A 23,501-nucleotide genomic window follows, 5' to 3' on the forward strand; every position below is an offset into this window, starting at 1 on the left:
CCGTACGGCCGCTTCCGTCATCCGACGTAGTCCGGCCCGGGCCCCGGCGGCTCCAGCCGGTCGAGTGCGTCGCGCAGGGCGGCGCGGGAGGTCACTCCGAGCTTCGGGAAGAGCTGGTGGAGGTGGGTGGACACGGTGCGCGGGGACAGGAACAGCCGCTCGCCGATCTCCTTGTTGGTGAGGCCGACTGCTGCCAGGTGTGCGATCTTCCGCTGCTGGGGCGTCAACGGGGCGCCGGAACCGACCGGGCCGCTGTCCCGGTGGCCGCCGGTGGCACGTAGTTCCCGGTCCGCCCGCTCCTCCCACGGGGTCGCACCCAGTCGCCGGAAGGTGTCGGCCGCGGCCGCCAGGTGGTGCCGGGCCCGGGCCGCCGCTCTCGTGCGGCGCAGGTGCTCGCCGTGGTGAAGACGGATCCGGGCCAGGTCGAAGGGCCAGCGCTCCGCTCCGTCCACGGCCAGCGCCCGCTCGAATCCGGCGACAGCCTCGCGGTCGTCCTCGGCGGCCAGGGCGGCCGAGGCGAGCAGCACCATGCCCAGTCTCGGCGAGACGGCTGCCAGCCCTGCCTCGCGGGCCGCCGCGACATGCGCCCGGGCCTCCTCGTGGCGACCGCTGCGCGCCGCGGCCTCCACCAGGTCGAGGACCGCCCACAGCGCGTGTCCGGCGAAGGACGCGAACGATCCGGCCGGCGAGATCGCGCACGCATGGCGGTAGGCCGCTTCGTAGTCGCCCTGTGACAGGGCGATCAGAGTTCTGGCGTGGGCGGCGTAGCAGCCGACGGCACGGCCGCGGCGGGACCCGGCCCACTGGTCCATCTGGTCTGCGAGCCTCCCGGCCGTCGTGTAGTCGGCGCAGACCGCGGAGACACAGGCGAGCAGGTACTTCCCGGTCCAGGAGCGCAGCGGGTACTGCAACTCCTCGCACAGGTCGAGTCCGTGGCCGACCACCTCGCGGAGCTCCGGCCACTGCCCGGTGAACCAGGCGTGGCTGCCCCACAGGAAGGAGGCCTGGATGGCGGTGAAGTCGTTCTCCCCGGTGCGACCGCCGCGGGCGGTGTACCGCAGCGGCTCCTCGATGGCGCCGAGTCGGTCCGCGTAGGCGCCCGCAGTGGCGATCCGGACGATCCGCACCGGGTCGGACGTGCCGGACAGGGCCGCGACGGCGGCGTCGAGGCGGTCCCAGTCGGACGGTCGGGCCCGGGCCGGGTCGGCGAAGGTGGTCCGCAGCAGGTGCAGGGTGTCCGGGACCGCCACGCACCTCGACAGCGTCACGTCGAAGTCGGCCCACAGCTCGCTTCTGCCGCCGTGGACGCAGACCATCAGCAGGGTGGACAGCGCTTCGAGAAGAGTGGCGTCGGTCAGGTCGTACGGTTCGGGCAGCAGCGTGATCGCGCCGTGCAGCAGCCGGTGGGCGGTGTCGATGTCCCCGTGGCTATTGAGCAGGTACATCGCGGTGGCCACCGCGGCGGCCGGCGAAGCCGCCTCCGGGGCAGCCTGCCGGGCGGTGTCCAGCCGGGCCGGCACCTCGCGCAGCTCGCCGGTGAGGTTGGCGCCGACGTACGCGGCCCTCGCGAGCCGTCGGGCCCGGTCCGCCCCGGTCGGACTCAGGTCGGCGGCCCGCACCAGGGCCGCCACAGCGCTCGGCCCGTCGCCCCGGCGGGCACCGAGCTCTGCGGACTCCTCCAGGAGTGCCGCGATCCGTTCGTCCGGCTCGACCGCGGCGAGTGCCAGGTGCCGGACACGTTGCTCGGCAGCCGCGCCCCAGGCTTCCGCGAGCGCGCGGTGAACATGGCGCCGCTGATCGCCGGTCGACAGCCCGACGACCGCCGATCGCACCAGCGGGTGCCGGAACTCCAGCCGACCGGTCGTCTCGTCGATGCGGACGAGTTGTCCGCGCTCCGCCGGGGCCAGGTGCTTCGGGTCGCACCGCCCGGCCACCGCCCGGCGCAGGACCAGCAGGTTGCCGGTGCCGTCCAGGGCCGCCACGAGCAGCAGGTGCCGGGTGACGGCCGGCAGGCCCCTGATCCGCGAGGCGAACGCGGCCTGCAGGCGCTGGGTCAGCGGGAGGCGGGTCGGCAGAGGAAGAGAGGCAGCCCGCTGGGCGTCCGTGAGCGCGGTCGGCAGTTCCAGCAGCGCCAGCGGGTTGCCCTCCGCCTCGGCCATCAGGCGGCGCCTCACCCGTGGCGCCAGCGCAGGGAAGCGGCGGACGAGCAGTTCCTCGGACGCGGCCTCGCCGAGGGGCCGCAGCTCGTGCAGGGGGAGTCCGACGTGGTCGAAGAAGCTCTCCTCCCCCGGGCGGACCGCGCAGACCATCCCCGTGCCCGTTCCGGGCAGTCGACGCGCCACCCGCTCCAGGACGACGGCGCTGGCCCCGTCGAGCCACTGCGCGTCGTCCAGCACCATCAGGGTGGGCCGGGTGAGCGAGAGCGAAGCCACCAGGCACAGCACCGCCCGCGCCACGTCCTCGTGCCCGGGCGCCGTTTCCCGTTCCAGACCGAGGACCGCAGCGAGGGCCGGTACGTCCGCGGCCGCCGCCCGGCACTCGGGAGCCGACGCCACCAACTGCCGCAGGGCGCCGTAGCCTGCCTGCGCCCGGAATTGCGCACCCGCGCTCCGCAGCACCCGCAGTCCGGCCGCCCCGCCGGCCCGGCACACCTCGGCGAGCAACGCGGTCTTCCCCACACCCGGCTCTCCCACCAGTACCAGCGACCCGCCGGTACGCGGGATGTCCGCCAGGAAGTCACCGAGCCGCCCCAGTTCGTACTCGCGACCGACCAGCCTCTCGTCCATCCCCCAAGTCAAACGCCCGGACGGGTGATGCCGCCGGGAAACGCGTCAGCCGACGGCGGCGATCGGGGCCTCGGAGGGCTCCCCGGGCGCTTGGCGCCCGCCGGGCCGAGGCGGACGCCCCGCGGTGTTCACCGGGGTGGTGCTCCGGCCGACCTCCGGCCGGAGCAGCTCGGCCAGGGCTGCGGCCTGCCCGGGATTCCAACGACGTTTCCGTACGGGCTCCATGCGCCGACGTCATCCGCGCGGAGCCGGTGCCCACTGGAGGAGGAACCGCAGCCCCTCGTGGGCCGGCGATCCGGGAGGTGCGGTGTAGGCGATCAGTTGCTGGTCGGGCCGGGTGTCGACGGTGAACTGCTGGACGTCGAGGGTCAGCGGGCCGGCCAGCGGGTGGCCGTAGGTCTTGGTGAGCTGCCGGGGGCCGCGCACCCGGTGGTCGGCCCACCAGATCCGGAAGTCCGCATCACGGGTCATCGACTCGCTGATCAAGGAAGGATCCCCGGCGCCCTGTACCTCACCGGCGAGGTCTCGGCGACCTACAGCACCAACGGCATCGAGCTGGCGACCACGGTCAACGGCTGGATCTGCACCCAGCAGATGGACCTCCGGCCCGGCCGGCCGCGCTTCCAGCCCGACTGGGCCCCAGCACCGTCAGCACGCCGTGAGGCCCGGGGACCGAGCCCGCCGCGACTGCCGGGCCGATGTTCCGCGGAACCTGACCGCAACAGACCGTACTGCAGGAGGCGCGACGGCACCTGGAACGACCCGCCCGCCAGGCCGGGCGCCAAGAACTCAAGCAGTCGCTTGACAATCAACGCGGGCGCCTGCTTGAGTCCGGACCGTGGTGCGGGAACAGAAGACGGATCTACGCCGAGAGGCCGGCCAGCGGACCCGGGACGGCCTGGTGACGGCAGCCCTGGAACTGATCGCGGAGCGCGGCCAGGATGGCGTGACGCTCCGCGAGATCACCGACCGCGCGGGTGCCAACGTCGCTGCGGTGAGCTACCACTTCGGATCTCTGAAGGCACTCTGCGACGCGGCGATCGAACACGCACTGGAACGGTACCTGGACGCGCAGATCCGGGCGCTCGACCCCCTCGGCCCCGGGTCGACACTCCGGGAGCTCGCGGCGGCGTTCGCCCACCCCATGGTGCGCGCGCTGGCCGCCGGAGGGCAGGAGCTGGCCGTGATGCGCACGGTGGCACGGGTCGGGATCGACCCGCCGCAGGGCTGGGAGCGCCTGACCGGAAAGTTCGAACGGACCCGCCGGGACGCCGTCCGGGTGCTGGCGGCCAACCTGCCCGGCGTCGACGAGCGGGAACTGATCTTCCGCACGCGCTGCGCCGCCGGCCTGCTCAACTGGCTCGCCCTGGCACCCGTCGGCGCCGAACTGGCCACCGAGTCGGCCGAGCGGATCGAGCAGCAGCTGCTACCCGTCCTGGCGGGGGCGTTCCACGGCTTCTCTCGCACCAGCTGACCTGAGCGGACTCCCCTGCAGTCAGAACCATTCAAGCAACTGCTTGACTAAGCCGTCGGCGCATCCCCATAATTTCAAGCAAGCATTTGATTTCCTTCATGAAAGAGGAAAGTGCGATGACCGCTGACGCAGAAACCGTAGTCCGGGCCGCCTACCACGCGGCCGAGGGCGATGTCCTCGACGTGCGGGGCTTCATCGATCTCTTCACCGAGGACGGCGTGTTCAACAACGTCGTCGCGGGCGAGAGCTACCGCGGCGAGCACCTCGGCGACCAGGTCGCCTTCATGGGCGCCCTGGCGCCCGACATCCACCGCGAACTCCACCGGGTCCACGTCATGGGCGACGTGGTCGCCGTCGAGCTGACGATCGAGGGCACCGTCACCGGCCCCTTCGAGACGCCCGCCGGCACCGTATGGGCCACCGGCGCCCGGCTCGGCATCCCCACCGCCGACTTCTGGTACGTCCAGAACGGGAAGGTCAAGGAATTCAACTGCTACGTCGGGCTCAGCGTCATGCTCGCCCAGCTGGGCGTGCACCCCGACTTCGCCTCCGCCGTCACGGCGTCGCCCGCCACGGCTCCCTGACCGCCCCGGAAGGAACGGGAAGGGCGTCGTCGGGGCCCCGGGGGGCGCGGCAGAACGGGTCCGACCACTTCGGCAGCGTCACGGGCTGCCCCGGAGACGCCTCCCCGCCCCCCGTCCTGCGCGGGACGAACCTCTCCGCGCGCGGGATTCCCCCGGTGCCGCAGGCCGACTGATGCGCCGACACGCCGATCAGGTGGACGGTGACGTCCGGGCCCCACGGGAGCAGCGCGAGGTCCTGGTCCCGCAGGACGGGATCAGGACCGAGTCGGGTAGCACCCGGCGAAGCTCGCACAGCAGCCCCTCGGCGGCCGGCCGGTCGAGCCCGGCGGTGGGCTCGTCGAGCAGCAGCACGCGCGGCCGGCACAGGATCGCGCGGGCCACGGACAGGCATCCCGGGAGGCGGCCACTGACGGTCACAACCGGGGTAAGGCCTCGTCGGCCCCAGGTGCGACCTCCGGTCGGACGGCGGTGAAGCCTACTTCGCCTTCGAAGCAGATGCAGCCTTCGAAGGCCGCCCGAGCTCGTTCACCTCCACTCAGGTCGCCTCCTTCCACACGGTGACGGCCTGCTCGCCGCGCTCGGCCACCCTGCGTGCGGGGACAAGCGGGCTGAAGCCGAGCCGGTGCATCAGCCTCGTGGCACCCGAGACGCTGTACGACACGTGGAACTTGTGCCCGATCAGCGTGGCAACCCGCGCAGCCGTCCACACCTGGTCCTCTGCCCAGCCGTGCGCGGCCGGCCCCCGGCCCAGGTAGGCGGCGAGCTTCTCCAAGCAGCGCGGAGACAACCGGCACCGCGACCCGGCCGGGCCGCGTGACGCCAGCGCCTCGGCCCCGCCCTCGCGCCACAACTGGTGCCACTGGTCGCCGAGCGCCGGCTGAAGCTGACCGACCCCTTGGACGCCTGGCTGCCAGACCTGATTCCGGGTGGCAGCGCAATCACCGTGCAGATGCTGCTCAACCACACCAGCGGCCTCTTCAACTACACGAACGACCCCGCCGTCCTCGCCGCCTTCCTCGGCCAGGACACCCGGCAGTGGACGCCACGCGAGCTGCTGGCCGCAGGCGTTCGGCACCCGGCGCTGTTCCCGCCGGGGCGCCGGTTCTCCTACAGCAACACCAACTACATCGCGCTGGGCCTGATCCTGGAGGAGGCCACCGGCACCTACCTGGGCACCCTCGTCCGGCAGCGCATCGCGCGCCCCCTGGGCCTGGCCCGTACCTACCTCGCCGACAGCCCCGCGACCAGCCGCCGCCAGGCCCACGGCTACGAACCCGACGCCGAGCACCTCGCCCCGTACCTGCCTCCCGGAGTCCCCACCGGGACCTCGTTCGCGGGCCCGGCGCGCGGTACATGGGTCGACACCACCGCGATCAATCACAGCACCCTGTGGGCAGCGGGCGGAATCGTGTCCACCTCCGCCGACTGGGCCCGCTTCCAGCAGGCCCTGCTGTCCGGCAGGCTGCTGCCCGCCGCCCAGCTCGACGAGATGAAGACCACCGTCCCCGAGGACCCGAGTCGGCCGGCCGGGAACGGCTACGGCCTGGGACTGCGCAGGGTCGTCTTCCCCTGCGGCGCGGTGTGGGGCCACGACGGCCAGGCCGCCGGCTACTCCAGCGAGGCCTACACCGACGCCACCGGGCACGGCACCGTGACCGTTCTGGTTCCCACCGTCTTCGGACTGGCCACGACCCCCGGGGCCGCCGCCGCCGAGCAGGCGCTGGTGCAGGCGGCGATCTGCGCCATGCTCGGCAAGCCGAGTCCCGCCTGAGCAGCCGCCACTGGCTCGCCGCCGCAGCCGAGGTCACCGGCGAAGACGATCCCGCCGTCCTCTCGCCCCTGGTGATCCCGGTCAGCAACTGTTTGCCGTCCAGTCACCGGTCGGCCAGAACCCGCTGCCAGGCCGGCATGCCGAAGGAGCCGGGGCGGGGTTCATCGGCACGACAGAGAATCGACTGACCGTCAGTTCTCCTTCCCTCCTGGGACATCTCCCGTGCACTGACGTACAACCGTCCGGACTCCCGCCTCCGTAGCGTCTCAGCCAGTCCCGGTCCCTGGCGCACCCGCAGTCGGCGGATGGCCGGCGGTCCACTTTCCTGAGAGGAGAACTGCGGTGTCGCAGAACATGCTTGAGGAGAACACCTTCGACGTGATCGAGGCGGCGGAGCGCCTGCTGGAGGGTGAGCAGCCCACCGCCCCGAGCGCGCCGTCGTCCTGCGCGGACCAGCGGATCGCGGCGACGGGCGATTGGAACTTCAACTTCTGCTGATCGGTTCCCCGGCCCGCGCTCGCCCGGTACCCCGGGCGGGTGCGGGCCCTCCCCCGCACCGCAAATCGCCGCCGGAGCGCCGGCGGGCCCGACCGCGAGGACACATCGATGAATCCCACCGAGACTGCCGAACCGCTGACGGTTCCCCCCGACTGGTTCGCGGCCGTGAGCGCGGAGATCGCCGTGGTGCTGGAGTATCTGCGCCGCGACCACCCTGGCCTGGCGGACGCGGTCACCGGCCTGCTGGCGGCGGACGGCGGCGGACGAAGTCCCTTCCGTCTCCTCGGCATGGCCGTCCTCGGGGCGATCACCGGCGAGCCCCGGCCGGCCGCCGCGGTGTGTGCGGTCTCGCGGCTGTGGTGGGCGGGGGCCGAAGCCCTCGACGACCTCGCCGACGGCGACCAGCGCCCGGCCGCATCTTCGGGCAGGTCCGAACTGGCGCGCACCATCCTGGCAGCCGTGGCCTGCGGGAGCACACTGCCCCACTGGGTGGTCGACCGGCAGTCGACAGCCCCGGACATCCGCCTCGCTTGGGAGCAGGAGCTGGTCCGCACCGCGCTGGACGCACTGGAGGGCCAGTTGGCCGACATCGCCGAGCCGATGGACGGTGCCGTGACGTGGCGGTCCGTGATGGTCTGCTACCGGGGCAAGAGCGGTGCCGCCTACGGCCGCGACGCGGTGATGGCGGCCAGGCTCGCCACCGACCGGCCCGGGGCACTGCGGTCCTGGCGGACCTTCGGCGAACTCTTCGGTGTCCTGCGACAGCTCGGCAATGACGGAGTCCCCAGCCCTGCACAGGAGTTCGAGGATCTGGCCAACGGCACCCGCACCCTCCTGCTGGCCCACGCCCTCGAAGTCTCCGCACCCGCGCACCGGGATCACCTGCTGGACCTGCGTGCCCGGGCCGGCACCGATCCGGGCGCCCGCGGGGAGCTGCGGGCCGCGCTGCGGGATCCGTCCGTCCTCGACGGCTACGGGCGCCGGGTCGAGTCGCTGCGGCGGCACTGCTGCGCGGTGATCGACCGGCTCGCTCCGCACGGCCCGTACCGGGAGCTGCTGCACGGTCTGGTCCACACCTCGGCCCGAGCAGTGCCGAACGGAGTCTCCCCGTGCGCGAGTTGATCGACCGGCCGGAGATACTGCGGTCGATGGCCGTACGGTCCGCCGGGGCCGCTCCCTTCGCGTCGGGGCTGCTCGCCAGGCTCGCCGACGACGTCGAGCACGGCGGGCCGGTGACCCGCCTGATCGGACAGCACCCCCAGGCCGGCACGCCCCTGTTCACCGTCCGGGCCCTGGCCGGGGTCCAGGGGCTGCTGACCGCCGGGCGGCTTCCCGGGCTGACCGCACACCTGGCCGAGTCGAGTGCGGCGGACGGACTCGAACCGCGCGGCACCGACCGGTCCTGGGACCTCTTCGTCACGGCGATCGCCGATCACCCCGCCGAGATCACCACCGCTCTGGACAACCCGGTGCAGCAGCACGAGCCCGTCCGGGCCGCGACGCTGCTGCACGGACTCGCACTGCTGCGGGCCCCGCGGATCCGACTGCTCGAACTCGGCGCCTGCGCCGGACTCAACCTGCTGATCGACCGCTACCGGTGGTTCGGGCCCGGCTGGGAGTGGGGCGACCCCGCCTCACCGGTCCGGCTTCCCGCCCACGGTCCGGATCCCGGAAGCATCCGGATCGTGGCGCGCGCCGGCTGCGACCTGCGTCCCCGCGACCCCGCCGATCAGGCCGACGCGCAGACCGTACGGAGCTACCTGCCCTTCGAGCACACCTTCCTGCGCGCCGCCCTCGACGACGCGCTCGACCTCGCCGCTCGCACCCCGGTCCGGGTGGAACAGGCGGATGCGGTCGGTTGGCTGCGGCGCGAGCTGGCGACGCCCGCCGATCCGTCCGTGCGCACGGTGGTCTGGCACAGCCTGTTCTGGGGTTTCCTCGAACCAGGCCAACAGGACGCCCTGGAAGGGATTATGACCGATTCCGCCGCCACCGTGCCGCTCACCCGCATCGCCTTCGAACCCCACGACTGGACGATGCCGCCACGGCTCCAGCTGATCCAGTACTCCTGAACCCTGGGCGTCCACACCACACCGTCCACCCGGTCGACCGCTCTCCACGTGAGGAATCCCGGCATGCTGCTCGGCGAAGCACTTCAGTACCTGGCGTCACCCGCCGGCCGCCAGGACCCCTATCCCGCGTACGCCGCCCTCCGGTCCCACGGGCCGGTGGTGCGCCTGCGACCGGACTTCTACGCGGCGACCGGGTACGACGCCGTCAACGCACTGCTGCGGGACCCGCGCCTGGAGGTCCGGGGCTGGCCGGACGGCGCCGCCGCACGCCTGATCGCGGATTCCATGATGAAGGCCAACGGGCCCGACCATACCCGCGTCCGGCGGCTCGCCGCAGACGCCTTCTCACCCCGTCGGACGGACCGGCTGAAGGAGGTCGTCTCGGCGCAAGCAGTGGGCCTCGCCGACCACCTGGTCCGGATCGGCCGCAACGGCGAGGCCGTGGACCTCATGGCCGAGTTCGCCTACCCGCTGACGATCCGGGTCATCGGCACGCTGCTCGGCGTCCCGGCCGGCGAACACCAGTGGTTGCGCGAGCGCGCCCAGGAGACGACCGCCGTCCTGGAGCCGTTCCGGCCCGGCGGCCCCGCCACCGCGGCCGACCGCGCGGCCCTCGAACTGGAAGCGTACGTCAGCGAGCTGACCCGGCTGCGGCGCACTGAACCCGGCGAGGACCTGATCACCGCGCTGGCGCTGGCACACGACCGCGACACCAGCGAACTGTCCACCCGCGAACTCGTCGTGAACCTGGTGTTCCTGCTGCTGGCTGGCTTCGAGACCTCCGCCAACCTCCTCGGCAACAGCCTGGGCGTCCTGCTGGACCACCCCGGCCACGCCGCGCGGCTGCGGACGGAACCGGACCTCGCCGACCGGTACATCGAAGAGGTGTCGCGCCTCGACGCGCCCCTGCAACTCACCAGCCGGTGGGCACCCGAGCCGATCGAGATCGACGGCATCGGCAGCATCGAGAAGGGCAGCCACATCCTTCTGCTCCTCGGGGCGGGGAACCACGATCCGGCGCACTTCGCCGCCCCCGACCGGTTCGACCCGTTCCGGGACTCCCCGCCGTCGCTCTCCTTCGGCGCCGGCGCACATTACTGCCTCGGCTCGACGCTGGCCCGTACGGAGGCGCGACTGGCACTCCCGCTGCTGCTGGAGCGCCTGCCCGCCATGCGGCGCACCGGCACGGCAGTCCGCCGCGACCGCCTCACCTTCCGCGGCTACGCCAACCTCACCGTGTCCTTCCGGAACTGAACCGTGCCCTTCCGGAACCGACAGGCCGCCACCACCCCGTCCGTACCGTTCGTCCGCGTCCGCAACGCCGACCGGTCCCGGATGGTCGTCGCCTTCCTCACCCGAGGGCAAGGTGTCGTCGCGCCTCCTGTTCGCGGGTTCAGGCTCTCGGGGGCAGCAGCCGTGACAGTCCGTAGTGGAAGCGGTTGTCGAAGGAATCCGTGACCATCAGGTCTTCGCCGATCCGGGCGAGGGCGGGGTAGCTGCCGCTGGCCACGAGATCGTGGAACGAGCCGCGGGGGTAGTCGGAGGGGGTCTGCTGTTCCTGGGTGAGACCGAGGGTGAAGTAGACGATCGACCAGCACAGGCGGGCGGCATCCGGTTCGGGGTGTCCGGCGTCCAGCAGGGCGCCGGCGAGGCTGTCGGCGACGCGCAGGGTCTTGCCGGTGCCGGTGAAGGTGCCGGCGACCAGGCGGCCGCCGTCGCGGTGGGCGAGCAGGGCGTCCCGGTAGCGGGTGGCGACGGTGCGGGCCCGTTCGACGGGCTCGTCCGGCAGGTGGGTGACGTCGACGGAGCCGACGATGTGGTCGGCCATCGTCTCGATGAGTGTCTGCTTCGTCTTCACGTACGAGCTCACCGAGTTGAGGTGGGAACCGAGAGTGCGGGCGACCCCGCGCAGCGTCAGCTTGTCGAGGCCGTCGGCTTCGAGCGTGGTGAACGCAGCTTCGATCACGTCGTCCAGCGTCCAGCGCATCCTCGTGTTCCGTTCCGTTCTCCGTCACCCACCGGCGATTGACCGGCTCATGATACAAGCGGCCTGTTCAGCGGCCTGTTCAGCGCCCTGTTCAGCGACCTTTTCAGGCGCCGAACGCGGCCTGGGACACCGCGTCCCATCGCTCCCACTCCTCGATGCGGGAGGCGTACTCGGCCCGGATCACGTCGAGGGGCCCCTTGCCGAAGAAGATCCGCAGGGGCGGCTCGTCGGCGTCGACGACGGTGAGGATCGCCGCGCGGGTGGCGGCCGGTTCGCCGCGCACTCCGGCCGGGCGCTGCATGGCGGCGCGGAAAGCGTCGTAGGCGGGCAGTGGTTCGGCGTGGACGGCGGAGGGCCCGGCCCAGTTGGTGGAGTATCCGGCGGGTTCGACGAGGGTGACCTTGATGCCGAGGCCCCTGACCTCCTCGGCGAGGCTGGCGGTGAATCCCTCCAGGCCGTACTTCGAGGCGTGGTAGACGCCCAGGCCCGGCAGGGAGAAGATGCCGGCGATCGAGGAGACCTGGATGATGTGTCCGCCGCCCTGGGCGCGCAGGTGGGGCAGCGCGGCCTGGGTGACCCACAGCGGGGCGAGCAGGTTCACCTCGATCTGCGCCCGGGCCTGCTCTTCGCTGATCTCCTCGACCATGCCGAACAGGCCGTAGCCGGCATTGTTGACGACGACGTCGAGGCGGCCGAAGCGGTCGGCCGCCCGGCGCACGGCGGCGTGGACGGCCGCGCGGTCGGTGACGTCCAGCCGGAGCGGCAGCAGGCTGTCGCCGTGGGCCTCGGCCAGGTCGTCGAACGCGCCGGGGGTACGGCTCGTCGCAGTGACGAGGTCGCCCCGCTCCAGGGCGGCTTCGGTCCACTGCCTGCCGAATCCCTTGGAGGCGCCGGTGATGAACCAGGTCTTCGTCCTCGTGGTCATGTTGTGCTCCTGTGTTCCTCGCTGACGGCCGGCGCCGGCCGGCCGTGCCGGGTGAGCGCGGAGGGCCTGCGGAGATGACGGCCAGGCCGTCGACCTCGATGAGCCATTCGGGCCGGCCGAGGGTCTGGACCCCGATGAGCGTGCTCGCGGTGCGGGGCCAGTGGCCGCCGAAGGCCCGCCGGCCGGCCGCGAAGACCCGCTCGACCAGTTCGGGGCGGTGCCCCACGACGTGGATGGTGTTCTTCAGCAGGTCGAGCGGGCCGCAGCCGACCGCGGCCAGTGCGGTGGCGAGGTTGCGGAACGCCTGCTCGGCCTGGGCCTGGTGGTCGCCTTCGCCGACGAGCCGGCCCTCGGCGTCCAGGGCGTGTCCCGCGATCGCGACGACGGTTCCCGAGCGGGCGATCGCGAGATGGTGGTAGAGGCCGCCGATCGGAGGGGCCAGCGTGGGCGGGTCGACATGCTCGATCATGGCCGTGTCCTCTCGTAGGGACTGTAGTCGGGCAGCGCGAAGCCGTTCGACAGGCTGATCTGGTCGCGCAGCAGCAGACCGCCGAGCGGCAGCCGCTCCTGGAGGGCCATCACGCCGCGCCGGAACGCGATGCCGGCCGGGGTCCGCGGCGTCATCGCTTTGCCGTTGTCCTGCCCGAACCGCTGGACGCGGGTGATCCACGGCCGCAGCCGCTCCTCGTACGCCCGCAGCCCGGCCGTCACGTCCCCCTGCGCCCGGGCCAGCTCACCGGCGAGCACGTAGGCCCCGACGAGCGCGATGGTCGTGCCGTGCCCGGACATGGGCGAGGCGCAGAACGCGGCGTCGCCCACCAGGGCGGTGCGGCCCGAGGACCAGTGCGGCAGGGTGACCTGGCTGCACGCGTCGAAGTAGAAGTCCGGGGTGCTGTCGAGCTGGGCGATCAGCTCGTCGGCGTGCCAGCGCATCCCGGCGGCGCGCGAGCGTACGACGGTCTTCAGCGCGGTGGTGTCGCGCGGGTCGTAACGGAACGGGGCGGAACGGAAGGAGAGGAGCGCCATCAGCTGCGTGTTGTCGTTCACGGTGCGGGCGCCGATGGTGCGGCCAGGTTCGGAGTACACCTCGGTCCAATCGCGCAGCCCCAACGTGTTCCCCGCGGTCCAGAACGACAGGTAGTGGCCGAGGTGGCGCAGCCGCGCGCCCTCCGCGCCGAACGCGAGGGCGCGCACGCCCGATCGCAGGCCGTCGGCCCCGACCACGACGTCGAAGCGGCGCGGTGCGGACTTCTCGAAGTCGACGTGCACGCCGTCGCGCCGGTCGTCGAGCGCGGCGATGCGGTCACCGAAGACGTACTCGACCGAGCCGCCGGTCGCCTCGTGGAGGATCTCCACCAACGCGCCCCGCAGGATCTCCGTGTCGGTCACCGGTCCGTCCCCGCCGAAGCCGTCCGACCGTACCGATGCCTGCCGCCGCCCGTGTGCGTCCACGAACGACAGCCCGTCCGAGCCCGTCCGCGCGGCGCGGACAGCCTCGGCCAGTCCCGCCCGGGCGATCACGTCGCGTCCGCACCCGCGGATGTCGATCAGCTGCCCGCCGGTGCGGCGCGCCGGCGCGGACTCGACGACCGTGACCTGCGCCCCGTACCTCGCCAGCCAGTAGGCGAGTGCCGGGCCTGCGATGCCGGCGCCGGAGACCAGTGCCTTGATTCCGGGCATCGTCCACCTCCAGTTTTGGTCATTGACCAACTTCTGCATCCATTGAAGTTGGTCAATGACCAAAAATCAACCGCGCGAACCGACCGCAGCGCGGAGACCCCACAGACGACCCTTTCCGGGAGCGCGACCAGGATCACCCTCCGGCCCGAGCCGACGCGGGTCGGCCGGTGGGCCGTCAGCCCCTGATCACCTGATGGAGTTCAGGCATTCCCGGCTTCCGACCTGAGGTCACGCAGCCGTCACGTGCCCCGTGGAGTTCTCCAGTGCCGCGCCGGCCTGGTCGGCCAGGGTGACCGCGACCAGGAGGGTCTGGCGGTCGGGGCGGCTGCCGGGGACGGGGTCGAGCATGTAGCGGCCGATGTGCGTCCGTTGCCGCCGAACACGCGTAGCTCCACCTCTTCGGCGGGCAGGCCCAGTTCCTCGGTCGGCCAGATCTTGCGGCCGGCGACGACGGACCCGTCGTGTTCCACGCGCGGCGGGTGGCCGATCAGGGAGCCGCACTCTAACCGGCAGGCCCGCAGGCCCAGTAGGTCCACCAGCTCGTCGCGGACGTGGTCCACCACGGTCGGGGCGGGCTTCGAGCTGGCCAGGACGGCCGCGTCGTGGATCCGCGTGAGGTGGCCGGCGTCAGTGACGGCAATGACCTCGAACCGGCGTGCTCTGGCGGCGAGTTGGGACACCGCGAGGCCGACCGCGAGCAGCAGCACCGCCGTCGTGGTGTGGGACGAATCGCTGATGCCGAACCGTTCGTAGGGGGCGGTGAAGAAGAAGTCGAACCACGCGGCGGCACTCAGCGCGGCGACGGCACCGACCAGCCGGTGCCCCACGGCGGCCATCGCCACCACCGCGACGACCAGCAGCAGGGCGACGTTGGTGTTGGCCAGGTGCCCGCACGCTGGCAGAAGCACCGCACAAGTGGGTCATCGAACGGACGATGTCATGGCTGACCGGCTACCGCCGGCTCAACCACCGCTACGAGCGTGATCCCCGCAACTACCTGGCCTTTCTCGGCCTCGCCGTCACCATCTACTGCTACAAGCGACTGGCCCAACTCACCACATAGGACACGGTCTAAGCCTCGACGTCCTGATCGGCCTGCCCAAGGTACCGCCCGGGTGGCAGAGCGGAGACCTTCTGTAGCCGCGCCACCCGCCGACGCTGGCGCCTCTCCGCCGCGCCGCCCGCCGGCGAGTCCCAGTATCTCCAGCGGACGACACGGTGTCGTGGCGGTCTAGTCTTCGGGGTCCTGCTGCGGAATCGGCGCGTTGAAGACGTCCACGACGAACTCCGAGGTCCCGCTGCCCTCATAATCGACATCTCGGTGGCTGTGCAGCAGCGTGTGCACCCTCACCCAGCGCCCCTCGGCGCTCGCACCGGCTGCCACGCCGAGGACAGCACGAACGAGCCCCAGCCCGGGATGCGGCTCCTTGCTCGTCCAGGCGTTCAGGAGACCGACCCCGGCCGGGAGTTCCCACGAACGTGGCTCGGCGCTGGCCGGCACCGAGACCTCCTCATTGCGGAGCTGGACGACCCAGTCAACGTCACCGTCGCTGCCGCGCTCGTTCGACATACGGATTCCAAGGCCGATCGCGTAGGCGCCTTCGAGATAGTCTTCGAGCTCGTCATCGATCCGGCTGAAGTAGACAGCCTCGCGGACGATCTCGATCGGCCCAAAGCTGGTGAAGGCTCCCATCGCCGGCGGGCACTCGTCCTTGAGGTACCGCCTCGTGGCCATCTGGACAGCCTTGGGGAGGCTGTCCAGCACAGCCTGCAGCGCGACGTCGTCTCGGTCCGCCAAGTACGTGTTGAGCGCCCCGACAAGGTCCTCGGTCAGCCGAACGTCGTCCCCTCCCAGCGTGGTGATCGCCTCCAGGCGGTCGTGCGGGTCCTTGCGGAGGGCGAAGACCCGGCTACGCCCCGGGCTGGTGTGCGCAATGAAGGAGTTGACCATCGTTCTGTCCTGCCGGACCTCTCATGAGCGGTGCCACCGCGCACACTCGTGCGTCAGCGCCACCAGGGATAGGGAGAATCCGCACAGCAACGTGTCGCTCGGACTACGAATCCTCGCGCATGGTCGACCGAGCGGCGCTGTCAGACCCGGCACTGGAGCCCGGGCCTGCATGGCGATGGCAACGTACCACGAGACCACAGCACTCCCAAACCGCCACTACGGAAGCAACTTTGGACACCTGTGGCAATCCACCCAGTCCTGAGGAGAGTCCGTGTCCACACAGTTCATGACCGTCCAGCAGACCGCAGAGCACCTGAACATGTCCGTCCAGTGGGTCTACCGCGAGGCGTCCAAGGCCGGTCTCGTCCCGTACCGCTTCGGGAGCGGGCGCAATGCGGGGCTGCAGTTCAAGGTCACCGAGTCCACGCCTGGGTGAAGCAGCAGCGGATGTCCGGCGGCTGACGTCGGACAGCGACACATGTGGGGCCCTGTTCGGCGACGAACAGGGCCCCACGATGCTTCAGGCCGCGAGTCCGAGGTCGAGTACCTGGCAGCGTGGCCGATGGAGCCGGGCATCAGGTGGCGGTGGATCTTGAACGTCACGTCGATGCGCTTGTGCCCCATCCACTCGGCAACGTCCGTGATGGGGATGTTGTGGCTGAGGCAGTTCGAGGCGAAGAAGTGGCGCAGGCCGTAGAGCGTCATGCCGTCGGGGATGTCGACGTCGCCCGCCCGCTTGATCCGGTCCCACTGGTTCTGCAGGTAGTAGGACGGGTAGGGCTTCGCGATGTCGAGCGGGTGACGGAGCAGGTAGTCGTCGATGGTGCCGTAGGTGTCCGCGTACGACAGCAGGCTGAGCCGGGTCCGGGCCGGAAGCGGGACGTCCCGGTAGTCGCCCTCCTTGCGGTGCTTGAGCGGCCCGTAGTCCTTGGTCGTCTGGTTGACCTGCTCGGTGACGCGGTAGACGTCGTCGGCGACGATATTGTTGAGGTTGGCAGCGAGGGCCTCTCCGTTGCGCCGCCCACAGTCGCTCATCAGCTCGGCGACGAGGTTGAAGGTTTCGTCGCCGGCTTCGCGTATCCCGCCGAGTTGGAGGAGCGACGGGATGACGGCACGCTTCGGGTCGTACTGGGGCGGGGTGACTCCGTCACGCGGGTTCTCCGGGTAGAGACCGAGGCGGTGGGCGTCGAGCAGGATCGACTTGAGCTTGTCGAAGGCGTTGGACTGGGTGGCCGGGCCGACACCGTTGCGCTCCATGGTCCGGATGAAGGCATCGACGACCTTGTGGTCGAAGGTGGCCATCCGGCGGCTCTGGAAGGCCGGGTAGAGGTAGTGCCCCAGCAAGGAGTCGAGGTGCCTCAGCGATGCCAGGGCGAGCGTGCACTGGCCGACCTTCCACTCCTCGACGTAGGCGCCGAAGTTCATCGCACCGTACTTGCGGTTGCGCTCCGCCTTGCTCTGGCTCCAGGGGTTCTCGCGCTTCGCCTGGTCGATCTCGGTGAGCCGGTCGATCGCCTTGTCCTGGGTGGCGAAGCCGGACTCCTCGGTCTGCCGCCCGGAGGCGTTGCGGAACCGGATCACGTAGGTGTGCGGACACTTCGACCACCGCGCCTGCGGGTGCTCGCAGGCCTTGAAGAAGGTGCCCATGCCGCGGGCCAGGGTCCTCGGGGCCATCGTCTGCGGTCTCCATCCCGTCCGATGCTGACGTTTTGCTGACCGCAGATGGTCCGCCACACCCCTGACCTGGGAAGAAACGCAAATCACGTGGTATGTGGTGGAACTTCATCGGCCGCACCCACGAGGACATCGTCCAGGCCCGCGACGAGTGGCAGGCCGCCACCGACCGCTTCGGCGCCGTCGAGGGCTACCCCGGCGACCGCCTCCCCGCCCCGGAACTCCCCGGCACCCCGCTCAAGCCGCGCGGACGCACCCGCTGACCCGCGGGTTACGCAATCGGGGGTGCGGCGACCGGGTCCACCGCACCCCCGAGCCGGAGCCTCCCCAAGCTCACCCCGAAGCATCCCTGTCGGCACTCGCTTCCGCACTCGACGCGTGACCCCGTTCGACCATCCGCGACAGCGTCTGACAGGACCCATGCTGACTCAATGCCGAGTTTGCTGACGGTCCGTCAGAATCGATCGGGGCGCTCACGGAGCCGGGGAAGTCATCGTCGGGCGTCGCCGCGAGAACCGGCGGCCGATGCGGTGATGCGCGCCGCCGTCATCGTCGCCGAACGCAACGGCGGCCGGCTCGACCCGCCCGCCCTGTGCGTCCTCGACGAGACGCTCGGCCAAGGAGATCGGCCCGGCTTCCTCCCGCGCCACCAAGGCCATCACCGAGCGGGCGTGCACCAAGGCCGCCCACGGCCACGACGACTTCACCCTCTCGGCCTGAGCACCCTCCGCAGCGCCGATCGGCAGCGTCCCTCGGCCGGCGCCGCACACCCCCGTTCTTCGCCTGAGTCCCCTTGCTCTCCGGGAGTTCCGAATGTCCGATCCGAACGTCGTCAAGCGCCCGCGTGCATCGGTCCCGCTGTCCGGAGCGCCGGCGACGTCCCGCTCCTCAGCACCTCACGCCGCAGAACGTCCTGGCCGACGACGGCGATGCCGCGGCTGTACACGGCGCGAAGCCGCGCGGCGGTACTGGACTTGCCGGCGCCGCTCGGCCCGCGCACCACGATCAGCACCGTGTCCGCGCTGCCCGTCGCGCCGGTCCCGCCCGTCCTGCCGGTACCGGGCGCGCCGCCGGGGAGCCGCCCTTCGCTGCCGTCCAGGACACACGACGGTCTCCGCCAACAGGCCACGGGGCGAAGGAGATCCGCCCCGCCGACCGGTGTCGACCACGCGGGTGCCGTGGGCGGGGCGGGGCACACGCCGTCCCCGCCGCTCCGCCCTTCCCGCGCTCAGCGTTCAGCGCAGGACGGCGAGTTCGGCCACCACGGCGCGGTGGTCGCTGCGCGGCAGGGAGTGCTCGGAGACGTCGACGGCGGTCAGTGCCGGGCCGTGCAGGACGTGGTCGATCTGGATCGCGGCCGGGACGCGGTAGTCGGGGTGGTCCTGCGGCCAGGTCGGGAAGAGGCCCGCGCCGAGTTCCTCGTGGGTGTCGGTCAGGCCGGTGCCGATCAGGTCGCGCATCGGCTTGTGGTCGAGGGTGGCGTTGAAGTCCCCCAGCAGGACCGCATTGCGGGTGCGCCCGGGCGCGGCGGCGCGCAGGTCGTGCAGTCCCTCGGCCCAGCGGCGGGCGTCGCCGAGCGGGTAGTAGGTGTGCACGGCGACCAGCTGCACCGGACGGCCGCCGACGTCGACGGTCAGGTTGGTGGTCGGCCAGGCCGGGTCGGCGGCGGAGCCGACGGGCAGCCGGGTGTAGAGCGCGGTGTCGGTGCCGGCCGGCCGCTCGCGGTGCGGCAGCAGGGCGCGGATGCCGGCCGCGTCCAGCGCGTCGGCGGCGGAGTCGCTCTGCTCCTCGACCGCGAGCACGTCGATCCGCTGGTCGCGCACCAGGTCGACCAGGGACTTCGGCGAGACCTGCCCCATGAAGTTGTTACTGGTCGCCACCCGCAGCCGGGGCGCGTCGGCCGGCGCCTCGGCCCCGCCCGGGACGAACCGGGTTATCAGCCACCACAGTTGCAGCACCACCAGCGCCACCGCGACCCCGGTCAGCCACCGCCCGCGCAGCACCGCCACCGCCACCAGCAGCAGCACACTGAGCAGCGCCGCGTACGGCAGCCCGGCCATCGGCAGGGCCCACACCGTGCCGTCGTCCCACCCGAACAGCCGCACCGCCGCGAGCACGGCCGGGCCCAGCAGCAGCACCCCGCACCCGACCAGCGCGGCGCGACGCCAACGGCCCCTGCCGGCGGGCGACGCGCTCTTCGACCTACGGTCCGTCACGGTGCCCCTCCCCACGGGGACGGCCGACAGCCTTGATCATCGGCCACCGTCGTGAAGGACGGACGCCCACCCCCGGGGCCCGGTTCCGCGCCCACGGGGCCTGCCGGCGGACCCTTCCGGTTACAGCCGGTACCAGTCGTCCCCGCCGACGCGCAGCGAACGGCCGAGGTAGTCGCGCAGGTCGTTGGCCACCCACCGGCGACTGTCGCTCTCGTGCTCCCAGACGAACACGTCCGGGCGCTGCGGCTTCCGCACGAAGGCGAACTGGTCGCCGCCCCCGTTGTCGCCGAAGAACAGGAGGGCGTCGAAGGACATGTAGAGCTGGGCGAAGGTCTCGTCGGACCAGAAGCGGAGGTTCTGCTCGACGATCCGATCGAGGGTCCAGACGGTGTCCACGTGATTGTGGCCGAGCACCCCGTCGCTCTCCGACAGCAGCAGCCCGAGGTCCGCCGGCAGGGCTCGCCCCAGCCGCCTCTCGGCCTCGACGATCTCGGACGTCCCGACCGGCTCCCGAAGCCCCGCACCGGGAAAGACTTCCCGCACCGACTGTCTCCACATGGCCCCGAGCCTAGCCAAGGGCGACCTCGCCCCCACGAGGCGGTCGGCCCCGGCGGAACCGTCCGGCGCGAGGACGTCCGCCCGGGGGCCGGCGACCGCGGCACTGCCGCCGTTGGGCTTCACTGTCCAAACACCGGACACCCACACTGCCTCCCCACTAAGGTGAGGCCCGATTCACCGCTCGGCCATCCCCCCCGACCAGCGGGCATCCATCATGCCCGCCGCCAGGACTGGAGTGAACCGACCATGCATCCTCGTCCCCTCTGGAAGCGCCTCGCCCGCGCGGTCGTCCGCCGCGGCACAGGCGCCACCCTGGGCGCGCTCGCGCTCATCGCCTCGTTCGTCCTCGCGGGCACCGCCGCCGGCACGTCGACCGCGGCCGCCCAGCCGGCCGGCGTCACCAGTGCCACCGCCGGCCAGTGGGCCTGCTCCGGAGCCGCCATCCCGGACGGATGGGTCATCACCGCCTACAACAAGGACGGCTGCAGCGGCTGGGGCTCCTGGTTCCAGCAGCCGGAGGCGGACGGCCTCTACAGCTGCGGCGGCTCCCCGATCATCTCGGGGTACGTCCTCACCGACTACATCAAGTACGGCTGCAACGGGATGGGCGCCTGGCGGCACAACCTCGTCAAGGACGGGATCTGGACCTGCGGCGGCTCCCCGATCGTCCCGGGCTACGTCGTGACCGGCTACGTGGTCTACGGCTGCAACAACGTCGGTGCCTGGTACCACCAGATCGCGAAGGCCGGCCTGGTCACCTGTCCCAACTCGCCGATCCCGCCGGGCTTCCGTTCGGGCGCCTACTGGGGGGCCGGCTGCACCGGCCACGGCGGCTACTACCTCCTCAGCGCCTGACCCCGCGCCACGTCCGCTCCACCGGAGGCACCGCACACCGTGCGGTGCCTCCGGCACGTCCCCGCTCGACCTTCGAGGGTGCTTCAGGGCCCGCCCGTCGGTGCGGGGAGCAGCTCCTGCCGGCCAGGTCGAGCCCCGAGCACCAGGCCCGCTGTTCTGGTCCGCTTCCCGGCGGCGGATCACCGCCACCATCCGGGCCCGCTCGCGCCCGCCCACGCTCTCCGGTTGCTCAGCCGAATCCTCGGCGAGGACCGGGTGCGCGCCGAGCAGGCCGCCGCCGAGGCCCTCGCTCGAACCTGCCAGGGCATCCCCCTGGCCCTGGCCCTGGCCCTGGCCGCCGGCACGGTCGTCCTCAACCCCGCACGCTCACTCGCCTCACACACCGCGCTCGCCGCAAGCGACTTGGACAGTGTCCCCGCTACCGCCACCGTCGCCCTCGCATCGCTACCCGAACCCGAAGCGCGCCTGCTCCGGGACGCCGCACTGATTCCCTCGCCCAATCTCGACCACCTCACCGTGGCCGCCGCCACCTCGACGCCCGCCGGCCGAACTCTGCAACTGCTGCGCGAACTCGTGGCCCGGCACCTGCTGGAACACACCGTCCACCATCCCGTACGCGGCGACATCTACAGCATCCGCCCCCACATCCGGGACCTGATCCGTGACCAGGCAGACACCCGGCGGCTCGTGGTGCAGCGCTACCTCGATCACCTGATCGCCACCGCCCAGGACACCGTCCAGCGACTCACCCCGCACCACCGCGTCCTTCCGCGCCAGCACCGCCACCATCCTGCCGAGCCAGTGCACATCACCGACGACCGCACCGCCCTGGAGTGGCTGGAGGCCGTCTCCCCTGCGGTCCTGCTCGCCCTCGCCGCCGCCCGCACCCTCGGCGAGCACCAGGCCGCCACGGTCCTGGTCCACGACATGTGGCCGATGTTCCACCGCCTACGGCGTACCGACCTGAGCCTCGCCTGCCACAAGCTCGGCTCGACTCCGCACGGATCTGGGGCCACCGGGCCGTCCTCGCCGAGCTGGCCGTGCAGCACCCTGCCGCCATCGAGGCATTCTCCGCAGAACGGGCCGCCTACTTCGGCGGGTCGAGTGGCCGCTTCGCCCCGGTGTTCCAGCAGTTGCCCGCCGAGCGGTGGCAGTTGCGGCTGCGCCAGGACGACCTGGCCCGGTTCTCGCCCGATGCCCAGGCGCACCTGCCCGCACTGCGCCAGGCAATCGACTGCAACACCCAGCGGCTTCGGCTGGCCCCTGGACAGGGCGTCGTGCTGGACAACCACCCTCTGCTGCACGGGCGCACCGCCTTCTCGGGTGAGTGGCTGATACTGCGGGCGCTGGGCGATCCACACCCTGCGCCCGGTCTCGGGCCCGGCTTCCCCCACTCCCGCTGCCCTACCAGCCTCCTCGCCCCTCACGAGGACCCCGCAGGAGTTTCCGCGGGCTCGCTCACCCTCGGAGGGCAGCCGTCCCTCGACCCGCGGCATTGCCGCCCCACCGACTCCTGGTGACACGGGGCGCACCCGCGCCCCGGCTCCAGGTCCCGCAAGGGAAACCCTCAAGGAGGAGCCACCATGGCTCAGATGATCCCGGCCGAGACCAAGGCCACCACGGCCGTCGTCAGCGGCGACGAGTTCGCCCTCCACGTGCGCACCGTCGAGACCGCCGACGCGGCCAGCCTGCAGGTCCTCACCGACGACGGCTGCGGCTCCACCTGCGGCGCCTGCACCACCGGCGTGCACCGGTGAAGGACCGCCTGGATGCGAGCGGGGTCCGGTGGGTCGAAGTCGAGAACGCCGAAGCCGACGACGTCATCGCCACTCTCGCCGCCCGGGCCGCGACCTCCCGGCCGGTCCTGATCATGTCGCGGGACATGGATTTCTACCAGCTCCTCGACGACCACGTGCGCGTCCTCAACCGCTCCCGAAAGTCCTCCCAGCGGATCATCACCGCCGACGAGGTCATCGCCCGATTCGGTGTGACCCCCGCCCAGTGGCCGGCCTTCCGCGCCCTGACCGGCGACAAAGCCGACAACATCCCGGCGTCCACGGCATCGGCCCGAAGGTCGCCGCCCCCCTGCTGCACGACGGCATGCCACTGCTCGACCTTCCCGGCTCAGGACGGCTGACCGGAGCCAAAGGCGCCGCGATCACCGCCGCGTGGGCCGACGTGCTCCGCTGGGAAGAAATGATCACGGTACGCCGCGACGTCGACGTTCCCGTCACCCTCGCCGGCCTCGCGAGTCCCGCGTTGCCGAAGCCCGCCAACGTCGTCGAGAAGCTCGGCCTATGGTGAGCGGTGCCCTGCCGGGATCAATCCTGGCCGTCTTCGCATACCCTGACGACGCCGAGCTGTAGGCTGGCTCATCGAACCGGCCCACACGGCCTCCTGCCCGCAGGCCTGTCGACGCGCGCAAAGTGGCGGCGATCGCTGCACACTGAACGGTTCGGCGTGCTGGCGG

Annotated in this window: 26 protein-coding genes and 3 pseudogenes; 14 read left to right on the forward strand and 15 right to left on the reverse strand. The window is 71.7% G+C overall.

Features of this window, described 5'->3' with window-relative positions; translation table 11 throughout:
- Window positions 1-17: 17 nt before the first annotated feature.
- Both ACFVUY_RS36980 and ACFVUY_RS36985 read right to left on the reverse strand, forming a co-directional pair.
- The gene (locus ACFVUY_RS36980; protein WP_387736534.1) at window positions 18-2,786 is read right to left on the reverse strand and encodes an ATP-binding protein; all 2,769 of its coding nucleotides are present in this window, start codon (window positions 2,784-2,786) and stop codon (window positions 18-20) included.
- 234 nt (window positions 2,787-3,020) lie between these two features.
- Window positions 3,021-3,413 (reverse strand): hypothetical protein, encoded by a 393-nt coding sequence (locus ACFVUY_RS36985; RefSeq protein ID WP_387736604.1) that lies wholly within the window; start codon window positions 3,411-3,413, stop codon window positions 3,021-3,023.
- A gap of 211 nt (window positions 3,414-3,624) precedes the next feature.
- Here ACFVUY_RS36985 and ACFVUY_RS36990 point away from each other — a divergent pair, with 211 nt between their 5' ends.
- Both ACFVUY_RS36990 and ACFVUY_RS36995 read left to right on the forward strand, forming a co-directional pair.
- Window positions 3,625-4,260, forward strand: a complete 636-nt coding sequence (locus ACFVUY_RS36990; protein ID WP_387736535.1) for a TetR/AcrR family transcriptional regulator — start codon at window positions 3,625-3,627, stop codon at window positions 4,258-4,260.
- Between the two features lie 116 nt (window positions 4,261-4,376).
- A complete protein-coding gene (locus tag ACFVUY_RS36995; protein ID WP_387736536.1) occupies window positions 4,377-4,844 on the forward strand; it encodes an ester cyclase in 468 nt (155 codons plus the stop codon).
- Window positions 4,845-5,033: 189 nt separating this feature from the next.
- On the opposite strand, the gene ACFVUY_RS37000 is transcribed toward ACFVUY_RS36995, so the two are convergent.
- Complete coding sequence (locus ACFVUY_RS37000) at window positions 5,034-5,225, reverse strand: hypothetical protein (RefSeq protein WP_387736537.1); 192 nt, start codon at window positions 5,223-5,225, stop codon at window positions 5,034-5,036.
- A 154-nt stretch (window positions 5,226-5,379) separates the two neighbouring features.
- Window positions 5,380-5,631: a winged helix-turn-helix domain-containing protein gene (locus ACFVUY_RS37005; RefSeq protein ID WP_387736538.1), complete on the reverse strand. Its 252-nt coding sequence runs from the start codon at window positions 5,629-5,631 to the stop codon at window positions 5,380-5,382.
- A gap of 66 nt (window positions 5,632-5,697) precedes the next feature.
- Between ACFVUY_RS37005 and ACFVUY_RS37010 the strand changes: the two genes are divergently transcribed.
- The 5 genes from ACFVUY_RS37010 to ACFVUY_RS37030 all read left to right on the forward strand — a co-directional run bounded on the left by ACFVUY_RS37010 (window position 5,698) and on the right by ACFVUY_RS37030 (window position 10,439).
- Window positions 5,698-6,615, forward strand: a complete 918-nt coding sequence (locus ACFVUY_RS37010; RefSeq protein ID WP_387736539.1) for a serine hydrolase domain-containing protein — start codon at window positions 5,698-5,700, stop codon at window positions 6,613-6,615.
- Between the two features lie 342 nt (window positions 6,616-6,957).
- Window positions 6,958-7,113, forward strand: coding sequence for a hypothetical protein (locus tag ACFVUY_RS37015; protein WP_387736540.1), 156 nt, complete (start codon window positions 6,958-6,960; stop codon window positions 7,111-7,113).
- Window positions 7,114-7,221: 108 nt separating this feature from the next.
- On the forward strand, window positions 7,222-8,235 hold the full coding sequence (locus ACFVUY_RS37020) for a polyprenyl synthase (RefSeq protein WP_387736541.1): 1,014 nt from the start codon (window positions 7,222-7,224) through the stop codon (window positions 8,233-8,235).
- A complete protein-coding gene (locus ACFVUY_RS37025; protein WP_387736542.1) occupies window positions 8,223-9,185 on the forward strand; it encodes a DUF2332 family protein in 963 nt (320 codons plus the stop codon). Before ACFVUY_RS37020 ends, ACFVUY_RS37025 begins: the two co-directional genes overlap by 13 nt.
- 63 nt (window positions 9,186-9,248) lie before the next feature.
- On the forward strand, window positions 9,249-10,439 hold the full coding sequence (locus tag ACFVUY_RS37030; protein WP_387736543.1) for a cytochrome P450: 1,191 nt from the start codon (window positions 9,249-9,251) through the stop codon (window positions 10,437-10,439).
- Window positions 10,440-10,578: 139 nt separating this feature from the next.
- Here ACFVUY_RS37030 and ACFVUY_RS37035 read toward each other — a convergent pair whose 3' ends face one another.
- The 5 genes and pseudogenes from ACFVUY_RS37035 to ACFVUY_RS37055 all read right to left on the reverse strand — a co-directional run bounded on the left by ACFVUY_RS37035 (window position 10,579) and on the right by ACFVUY_RS37055 (window position 14,685).
- A complete protein-coding gene (locus ACFVUY_RS37035) occupies window positions 10,579-11,172 on the reverse strand; it encodes a TetR/AcrR family transcriptional regulator (RefSeq protein WP_387736544.1) in 594 nt (197 codons plus the stop codon).
- Between the two features lie 103 nt (window positions 11,173-11,275).
- Complete coding sequence (locus tag ACFVUY_RS37040) at window positions 11,276-12,097, reverse strand: SDR family NAD(P)-dependent oxidoreductase (protein WP_387736545.1); 822 nt, start codon at window positions 12,095-12,097, stop codon at window positions 11,276-11,278.
- A 133-nt stretch (window positions 12,098-12,230) separates the two neighbouring features.
- A pseudogene (locus tag ACFVUY_RS37045) lies at window positions 12,231-12,566 on the reverse strand (RidA family protein); the annotation flags it as partial.
- The gene (locus ACFVUY_RS37050) at window positions 12,563-13,777 is read right to left on the reverse strand and encodes an FAD-dependent monooxygenase (RefSeq protein WP_387736546.1); all 1,215 of its coding nucleotides are present in this window, start codon (window positions 13,775-13,777) and stop codon (window positions 12,563-12,565) included. The pseudogene ACFVUY_RS37045 and the gene ACFVUY_RS37050, both read right to left, overlap by 4 nt.
- 239 nt (window positions 13,778-14,016) lie before the next feature.
- Window positions 14,017-14,685 (reverse strand): DUF4118 domain-containing protein, encoded by a 669-nt coding sequence (locus ACFVUY_RS37055; RefSeq protein ID WP_387736547.1) that lies wholly within the window; start codon window positions 14,683-14,685, stop codon window positions 14,017-14,019.
- A gap of 5 nt (window positions 14,686-14,690) precedes the next feature.
- Between ACFVUY_RS37055 and ACFVUY_RS37060 the strand changes: the two are divergent.
- Window positions 14,691-14,840: pseudogene (locus tag ACFVUY_RS37060) on the forward strand (transposase); the annotation flags it as partial.
- Window positions 14,841-15,008: 168 nt separating this feature from the next.
- Here ACFVUY_RS37060 and ACFVUY_RS37065 read toward each other — a convergent pair.
- Window positions 15,009-15,728, reverse strand: coding sequence for a hypothetical protein (locus ACFVUY_RS37065; RefSeq protein ID WP_387736548.1), 720 nt, complete (start codon window positions 15,726-15,728; stop codon window positions 15,009-15,011).
- A gap of 336 nt (window positions 15,729-16,064) precedes the next feature.
- The gene (locus ACFVUY_RS37070) at window positions 16,065-17,402 is read right to left on the reverse strand and encodes a tyrosine-type recombinase/integrase (RefSeq protein WP_387736549.1); all 1,338 of its coding nucleotides are present in this window, start codon (window positions 17,400-17,402) and stop codon (window positions 16,065-16,067) included.
- Between the two features lie 95 nt (window positions 17,403-17,497).
- On the opposite strand from ACFVUY_RS37070, the pseudogene ACFVUY_RS37075 reads away from it, so the two are divergent.
- Window positions 17,498-17,665 (forward strand): annotated as a pseudogene (locus ACFVUY_RS37075) (pirin family protein); the annotation flags it as partial.
- A 210-nt stretch (window positions 17,666-17,875) separates the two neighbouring features.
- On the opposite strand, the gene ACFVUY_RS37080 reads toward ACFVUY_RS37075, so the two are convergent.
- The 3 genes from ACFVUY_RS37080 to ACFVUY_RS37090 all read right to left on the reverse strand — a co-directional run bounded on the left by ACFVUY_RS37080 (window position 17,876) and on the right by ACFVUY_RS37090 (window position 20,176).
- A complete protein-coding gene (locus tag ACFVUY_RS37080) occupies window positions 17,876-18,109 on the reverse strand; it encodes a hypothetical protein (protein ID WP_387736550.1) in 234 nt (77 codons plus the stop codon).
- Window positions 18,110-18,637: 528 nt separating this feature from the next.
- Complete coding sequence (locus ACFVUY_RS37085; RefSeq protein WP_387736551.1) at window positions 18,638-19,618, reverse strand: endonuclease/exonuclease/phosphatase family protein; 981 nt, start codon at window positions 19,616-19,618, stop codon at window positions 18,638-18,640.
- Between the two features lie 120 nt (window positions 19,619-19,738).
- Complete coding sequence (locus ACFVUY_RS37090) at window positions 19,739-20,176, reverse strand: SMI1/KNR4 family protein (protein ID WP_387736552.1); 438 nt, start codon at window positions 20,174-20,176, stop codon at window positions 19,739-19,741.
- Window positions 20,177-20,422: 246 nt separating this feature from the next.
- On the opposite strand from ACFVUY_RS37090, the gene ACFVUY_RS37095 reads away from it, so the two are divergent.
- A complete protein-coding gene (locus tag ACFVUY_RS37095; protein ID WP_387736553.1) occupies window positions 20,423-21,031 on the forward strand; it encodes a hypothetical protein in 609 nt (202 codons plus the stop codon).
- 444 nt (window positions 21,032-21,475) lie between these two features.
- Here the strand turns inward: ACFVUY_RS37095 and ACFVUY_RS37100 are convergent, their stop codons facing one another.
- Window positions 21,476-21,955, reverse strand: a complete 480-nt coding sequence (locus tag ACFVUY_RS37100; protein WP_387736554.1) for a hypothetical protein — start codon at window positions 21,953-21,955, stop codon at window positions 21,476-21,478.
- A gap of 5 nt (window positions 21,956-21,960) precedes the next feature.
- Here ACFVUY_RS37100 and ACFVUY_RS37105 point away from each other — a divergent pair, with 5 nt between their 5' ends.
- The 4 genes from ACFVUY_RS37105 to ACFVUY_RS37120 all read left to right on the forward strand — a co-directional run bounded on the left by ACFVUY_RS37105 (window position 21,961) and on the right by ACFVUY_RS37120 (window position 23,335).
- Entirely contained in the window at window positions 21,961-22,551 is a 591-nt protein-coding gene (locus ACFVUY_RS37105) for a TauD/TfdA family dioxygenase (RefSeq protein WP_387736555.1), read from the forward strand.
- Window positions 22,552-22,614: 63 nt separating this feature from the next.
- The gene (locus ACFVUY_RS37110) at window positions 22,615-22,788 is read left to right on the forward strand and encodes an FxLD family lanthipeptide (protein WP_387736556.1); all 174 of its coding nucleotides are present in this window, start codon (window positions 22,615-22,617) and stop codon (window positions 22,786-22,788) included.
- Complete coding sequence (locus tag ACFVUY_RS37115; protein WP_387736557.1) at window positions 22,785-23,168, forward strand: hypothetical protein; 384 nt, start codon at window positions 22,785-22,787, stop codon at window positions 23,166-23,168. Before ACFVUY_RS37110 ends, ACFVUY_RS37115 begins: the two co-directional genes overlap by 4 nt.
- A complete protein-coding gene (locus tag ACFVUY_RS37120) occupies window positions 23,132-23,335 on the forward strand; it encodes a hypothetical protein (RefSeq protein ID WP_387736558.1) in 204 nt (67 codons plus the stop codon). The genes ACFVUY_RS37115 and ACFVUY_RS37120 overlap by 37 nt, the downstream gene beginning before the upstream one ends.
- Window positions 23,336-23,501: the final 166 nt, after the last annotated feature.

Origin of the sequence: Kitasatospora sp. NPDC058063 (genome assembly GCF_042885395.1) — a bacterium.
Lineage (GTDB): Bacteria > Actinomycetota > Actinomycetes > Streptomycetales > Streptomycetaceae > Kitasatospora > Kitasatospora lactacystinica.

Excerpts from the sequence above, each read along its gene's own strand:
- ACFVUY_RS36980 (WP_387736534.1), bottom strand. The coding sequence starts at position 2,786 with ATGGACGAGAGGCTGGTCGGTCGCGAGTACGAACTGGGGCGGCTCGGT.
- ACFVUY_RS36995 (WP_387736536.1), top strand. The coding sequence starts at position 4,377 with ATGACCGCTGACGCAGAAACCGTAGTCCGGGCCGCCTACCACGCGGCC.
- ACFVUY_RS37020 (WP_387736541.1), top strand. The coding sequence starts at position 7,222 with ATGAATCCCACCGAGACTGCCGAACCGCTGACGGTTCCCCCCGACTGG.
- ACFVUY_RS37030 (WP_387736543.1), top strand. The coding sequence starts at position 9,249 with ATGCTGCTCGGCGAAGCACTTCAGTACCTGGCGTCACCCGCCGGCCGC.
- ACFVUY_RS37035 (WP_387736544.1), bottom strand. The coding sequence starts at position 11,172 with ATGCGCTGGACGCTGGACGACGTGATCGAAGCTGCGTTCACCACGCTC.
- ACFVUY_RS37040 (WP_387736545.1), bottom strand. The coding sequence starts at position 12,097 with ATGACCACGAGGACGAAGACCTGGTTCATCACCGGCGCCTCCAAGGGA.
- ACFVUY_RS37050 (WP_387736546.1), bottom strand. The coding sequence starts at position 13,777 with ATGCCCGGAATCAAGGCACTGGTCTCCGGCGCCGGCATCGCAGGCCCG.
- ACFVUY_RS37065 (WP_387736548.1), bottom strand. The coding sequence starts at position 15,728 with ATGGTCAACTCCTTCATTGCGCACACCAGCCCGGGGCGTAGCCGGGTC.
- ACFVUY_RS37070 (WP_387736549.1), bottom strand. The coding sequence starts at position 17,402 with ATGGCCCCGAGGACCCTGGCCCGCGGCATGGGCACCTTCTTCAAGGCC.
- ACFVUY_RS37090 (WP_387736552.1), bottom strand. The coding sequence starts at position 20,176 with ATGTGGAGACAGTCGGTGCGGGAAGTCTTTCCCGGTGCGGGGCTTCGG.
- ACFVUY_RS37095 (WP_387736553.1), top strand. The coding sequence starts at position 20,423 with ATGCATCCTCGTCCCCTCTGGAAGCGCCTCGCCCGCGCGGTCGTCCGC.
- ACFVUY_RS37110 (WP_387736556.1), top strand. The coding sequence starts at position 22,615 with ATGGCTCAGATGATCCCGGCCGAGACCAAGGCCACCACGGCCGTCGTC.
- ACFVUY_RS37120 (WP_387736558.1), top strand. The coding sequence starts at position 23,132 with ATGCCACTGCTCGACCTTCCCGGCTCAGGACGGCTGACCGGAGCCAAA.